General features: G+C 35.7%; 6 protein-coding genes. 3 read left to right on the forward strand and 3 right to left on the reverse strand.

Features of this window, described 5'->3' with window-relative positions; translation table 11 throughout:
* Positions 1-530, reverse strand: a 530-nt coding sequence (locus HRT72_13960; protein ID NQY68814.1) for an asparagine synthetase B, incomplete at its 3' end; no start/stop codon positions are given.
* A 197-nt stretch (positions 531-727) separates the two neighbouring features.
* Between HRT72_13960 and HRT72_13965 the strand changes: the two genes are divergently transcribed.
* Entirely contained in the window at positions 728-1,663 is a 936-nt protein-coding gene (locus HRT72_13965; protein ID NQY68815.1) for an NAD-dependent epimerase/dehydratase family protein, read from the forward strand.
* 3 nt (positions 1,664-1,666) lie between these two features.
* Here the strand turns inward: HRT72_13965 and HRT72_13970 are convergent, their stop codons facing one another.
* The gene (locus tag HRT72_13970) at positions 1,667-3,604 is read right to left on the reverse strand and encodes an ABC-F family ATP-binding cassette domain-containing protein (protein ID NQY68816.1); all 1,938 of its coding nucleotides are present in this window, start codon (positions 3,602-3,604) and stop codon (positions 1,667-1,669) included.
* A 144-nt stretch (positions 3,605-3,748) separates the two neighbouring features.
* On the opposite strand from HRT72_13970, the gene HRT72_13975 reads away from it, so the two are divergent.
* Together HRT72_13975 and HRT72_13980 are read left to right on the forward strand one after the other, a co-directional pair.
* Positions 3,749-4,327 (forward strand): hypothetical protein, encoded by a 579-nt coding sequence (locus HRT72_13975; protein ID NQY68817.1) that lies wholly within the window; start codon positions 3,749-3,751, stop codon positions 4,325-4,327.
* Between the two features lie 22 nt (positions 4,328-4,349).
* On the forward strand, positions 4,350-4,901 hold the full coding sequence (locus tag HRT72_13980) for a DUF1697 domain-containing protein (protein ID NQY68818.1): 552 nt from the start codon (positions 4,350-4,352) through the stop codon (positions 4,899-4,901).
* A gap of 2 nt (positions 4,902-4,903) precedes the next feature.
* Here the strand turns inward: HRT72_13980 and HRT72_13985 are convergent, their stop codons facing one another.
* Complete coding sequence (locus HRT72_13985) at positions 4,904-5,305, reverse strand: hypothetical protein (GenBank protein ID NQY68819.1); 402 nt, start codon at positions 5,303-5,305, stop codon at positions 4,904-4,906.
* Between the last annotated feature and the right edge of the window lie 14 nt (positions 5,306-5,319).

Genomic DNA, 5,319 nt, shown 5'->3' on the forward strand with positions numbered 1-5,319 from the left:
AAACAGTTTTTATTTAACTTTCTAGGCACAATTCCAGATCCTAACAAAGCCCTTATTTCGGAAGAAAAAACCAATACGTTATTGGAATAATAATAATACAAAGGCTTGATTCCTATCCTGTCTCTACCTATAAACAACTCGTTGGTCGATTTATTATAGACAGCAAATGCATACATCCCATTAAATCGTTGCAAGCATTTACCTCCCCACTTCTTGTACGCAGCCAAAACTACCTCACTATCACTATTTGTTCGAAACGAATAATCGGTCAGTTCATTCTTTAACTTTTGGTAATTGTAAAGCTCACCATTGTACACAAGGACTAGGTTATCGTCTGGATCAATCATTGGCTGATTACTTGCCGAAGACAGATCTATGACAGAAAGCCTTCTATGCCCTAACGCAACGTTCTCACCTACCCATATCCCGTCATTATCTGGTCCGCGATGGGCAAGAGCCTTATTCATTATTGAAACAAAGGGTTCTGACTTCTCCCTTTCTAATCCTACAATACCATTAATTCCACACATGAGAAAAAACTACTGTTTTTGCATATCGTTCGTGAGTAAAGATCAAAGCTTAATATTTTATAAAACTCTTTGATTAAAGATTCGTTTAGTTATCAAAACCAAGGTAAAACAATTTAAACTAACCAAGTACTTTTAGTTATTTTAACTTACATTCATATAACACAACTCGCATTTATTGCATTACCAGAATTTATAGCATGAGTAATATTTTAGTTACAGGAGGAGCAGGATTTATCGGAAGTCATCTCGTTAAACGACTGGTTCAGGAAGGCCACAATGTTAAAGTTCTTGACATACTCTTACGTGGTAATAAAATCGATCATGATGTTCAAAAAAACATTGAACTTCACAAGGTTGATATTAGAGATGGCAACAAAGTGATGAAGCTCACGAAAAACTGCGATTACATCTTTCATCTTGCTGCGATATTGGGTGTCGACGTAGTTGCGGATCACCCTGTAGAAACGATGGAAGTTGAAACTGTTGGCATGCAAAACATTGTGGATGCTGTTCTTAAAAACGGTGTAGAAAAAGTAGTTTATGCTTCAACAAGTGGTGTATATGGACATTCTGCTATAGAGCAAAGTGTTGTCGAAAACATTCAGTTGGATCCTAGAACTAGTTATGCCATTGCAAAACGTTACAACGAAATATATCTGGCTGCCCTCTATGAAGAAAAAGGAATGCTCTCTACGTCACTTCGTTTTTTCAATGTCTATGGAATTAACCAAGATGCAAGAATGGTAACACCTCGTTTCTTTGAGCAAGCTTTGGCCGGTCAGAACATTACTGTTTATGGTGATGGAAGACAAACACGCGATTTTACCTATATCGACGATACTATTGAAGCATGTATTAGAACTTGCATGGATGTAAAAGGATGTGAAATTTTCAATGTTGCCCAGGAAAATGAACTAACGATAAAAGACCTAGCTACAGAAATAGTAAGCGTTACCAATTCGAAATCAAAAATATCCCTAATAGAAGCCCCTAGAAAGCGATACGATTACGAAGTTGAAAGAAGAGTTGGTAATTCGGACAAGTTATTTAATACCATTGGGTATAGACCAGAAACGAAACTATCTGAAGGTCTTCCTGTTATTTACAACCACATGAAAAACAATGGAAAGTAGAGGCTAGTTATCTCCTTGGAGTTTCTCCCATTCAGCCATTTTTTGCTCAACCTTCTTTTTTAGTTCTTTGTGCTTCCACATCATCCCGTCTGCTGCTTTCTTATCGTCGTAAAACCCCTCAGCATTCATCTTTACCTCCATGGCAGCTAATTCCTCTTCGTACTTTTCTATGCTTCGCTCAAGGTTTTTAATTGCTTTTCGCTGATCGTTTTTATTTCGTCCTGAATCCTGGTTAACCTTTTGACTTACAGTATCGGAAGTTTTCTCTTTCTGTTTTGATTTAGGACTTTTCTTTTCAAGATCATTACTCTCATAACTTCGAAACGAATCTGCCTGCCTAGAGCTTAAGAAATCTTCTATCGTTCCCAGTTTATCGTTGATTCTCCCATTGTCGAATTCGAATATACGTTCTACCATTCCTTTAAGGAACGACCTATCATGAGAAACCAAAATTAATGTCCCATCATAATTCAACAATGCTTGTTTCAATACATCCTTTGAAGCAATATCTAAGTGATTTGTAGGCTCATCAAGAATTAACAAATTAATAGGCTTTAACATTAGCTTAGCTAATACCAAACGAGCTTTCTCTCCTCCACTTAAAACACTTACTTTTTTGTCTATATCATTTTCTCCAAACAAAAATGATCCCAACAAACCTCTAATTCGAGATACACTTCGCCACTCTCCTGTTGCAACATCATCAATAGTATCAAATACAGACATTTTGGGATCCAAAGCTTGCTCCTGCATTTGCGAATAGTATCCCAGTTTAACATTGTGACCAACATTAAGTTCACCATCAAATGATTCTTCTCCAGTAATTAATTTTATCAAAGTAGACTTGCCTTGCCCGTTCTTACCAACAAAAGCGATTCGTTCCCCTCTTGCAACAGTAAAACTTAAGTTGTTTAGAATTGTTCTTTCACCGTACGACTTAGCCATTTGTTCAGCCCTAATCACAGTATCTCCACTTCTTGGTGCTGGAGGGAATCGAAATTGAATTTGTGAAGTATCCACATCATCCAACTCAATCCGCTGAATTTTCTCCAACTGTTTCATTTTACTTTGAGCCAACTTTGCCTTCGATGCTTTGGCTTTAAATCGCTCAATAAAACGTTCCTGCTGTGCGATATACTTCTGTTGATTCGAAAAAGCAGCTGATTGCAAATCAATTCTTTCTTGCCTAAGTTCTAAGAAACGAGAATACGGAGCTTTGTAATCAAATATTTTCCGATTTACTATTTCGATTGTTCTCTTCGTAATATTATCCAGAAACATACGATCATGACTTATCATGATAATGGCACCTTTATACGTCTTTAAATATTCTTCAAACCAAAGTATACTTTCAATATCCAAATGATTAGTAGGCTCATCTAATAAAAGGAGATCAGGAGAAAGCAACAATAGCTTCCCTAGCTCAACTCTCATCTGCCATCCACCGCTAAACTCTTTTATGGATCTTTTAAAATCTTCTTGAGCAAAACCCAGTCCTTTTAAAATAACCTCCGTTTTACCTTCCATCTTGCCTGGATCCAAGAACCCTAACCGCTCGCCCTTCTCCGTTACGTCAGAAATCAACTTAAAATAAGCCTCACTTTCGTAATCTGTTCGATACTCTAACTCTTTATTTATTGCCTCAATTTCACCTTCTAATTGTTGAGCTTCCTCAAACACAGTTAATAACTCCTCAATTACAGACCTCTCGCTTGTAAACTTTATTTCTTGAGGTAAATACCCAATAGTTTTCTCATCCGGTATTAAGACTTTACCTTCGGAGGGATCCATCTCTTTTGAAATCACTTTAAGGAAGGTACTTTTCCCTACACCATTTTTGCCAACCAAGCCAATTCTATCCTTTTCTCCTACCATAAAAGAGATTGAGGTGAACAAGTCTATGCCATTAAAGGCTACTGATAAATTAGATACTGAAAACATGGCGCGAATTTAATAAAGAATTGGCACGAAATTGGATATCGGCCTGTCAATATTAATGTTAGAAAAAGAATGCAATCCCTTTAAAATGGGCTTCTCTTGTTTAGTTAATTTAATAAATTTGCCAAGTAAACCGATTTAGAAAGAATGGATTCAATATTTCATACAAAAACACTGACCTTTTTACTCTTCCTTTTCACTATTAATGCGACAGCACAAACTGGCACGCTTGAACTTCTTCAAAACAGAGAGTTCAGATATAGCAAATCAGAATGGCACATACTTGATAAGCAGACCATTAAAAAGAGCTATCAAAAGCAATACAGTCTTGAATTAAATAAACAAGACACTAAAACAGTATTAGAAATCCGAACTCTTGATATTGATTCGAGAAATAAAAATTATCCGGAAAGAAAAACCGGTGAAGTATCGTCTGTTGGAGAATTAAAACATTTCAAAGAAGACCTTACCGAGAGATTCAAAGCAGATTCCACGGTAACTCTCAACTTTATAAAATCAAAAGCCTATAAAGAATTTAAGATAATCTTAGCTAAAAAGACCAACAGCTCAAACCCCGAAACAATAACTTATTACGCGGCTGCCAGAAATGTAATTCACCGTTTTTTCATTATTGCGGTTACTTTAGAAGAAGCTCAATGCAAGTCTATTGATGATGCTCGCAAACAATTAATTGCACAAATCAAGCAAATAAAGGACAATAATTAGTCGAATTCAGGCACTCTTGAAAATGAATTTCGTAGCTATTTTAAGAGGAATAAATGTTAGTGGCCAGAAAAAAATACTAATGGCCGACTTAAGGAATATACTTAAAAAGGAAGGCTTTTCTTATATCGAAACCTACATTCAAAGTGGTAATATCATATTCTATTCTTCCGAACAAAACACATTGATCCTCGAAAAGAAAATCCAAAACAGCATTTTCAAAGCCTACCAATTCGAAGTACCGGTTATTGTATTAACCAAAGCAGAATTACTCAATACGGATAGAAACAACCCATTTCTTCAAAACAATCCATCTATTGATATTAAGCTTCTCCATGTTACGTTTCTAAAAGAAGAGCCAATAGAAAAAAACTTAACGAAACTCAATAGTTTCAATTTCTCACCTGATGAGTTTGTTATTTCAAGTAAAACGATTTACGTGTACTGTCCTGGAGGTTATGGCAAAACGAAACTCTCTAATACTTTCTTTGGAAAAAAATTAAAAGTATCTACTACCACTAGAAATTGGAAAACGGTAACGTACCTAGCTGAGTCGGTAAGTACTAATAATCTATAATCTTACAGAAATGTGATACTTTTGTATCCATTCCCATCAAATACATTCGATTGTATTAAATCAACTCTCCAAGAATAAATCATTCCTTGGTTTAGCATATCCAAAATAGGTTTATCGTCACGCAGTACATAACCATTTTCAAAAGCAGGATGATCCAACTCCAATGGATAATCAGAAAAATGATGAAGAAAAGGAACACAACAATTATTCATTCTACTTCTGCTAAGCTTTTTAAAATTAAAAGGCTTCATACTTGCCAAATAGATGATGTCTGTCGTTTCAACATCATCTCCTTTTTTAACTCCCGAGTGGTGATCTAAATAAAACCCCGCTTCGAGCATAGTATTATAGATAGATCGGTGAGCAATTCCATTCTCACCATATGCATATCCCTGAAAATTCACAATTAACAAAGCAT

The organism is Flavobacteriales bacterium (assembly GCA_013214975.1).
Lineage (GTDB): Bacteria > Bacteroidota > Bacteroidia > DT-38 > DT-38 > DT-38.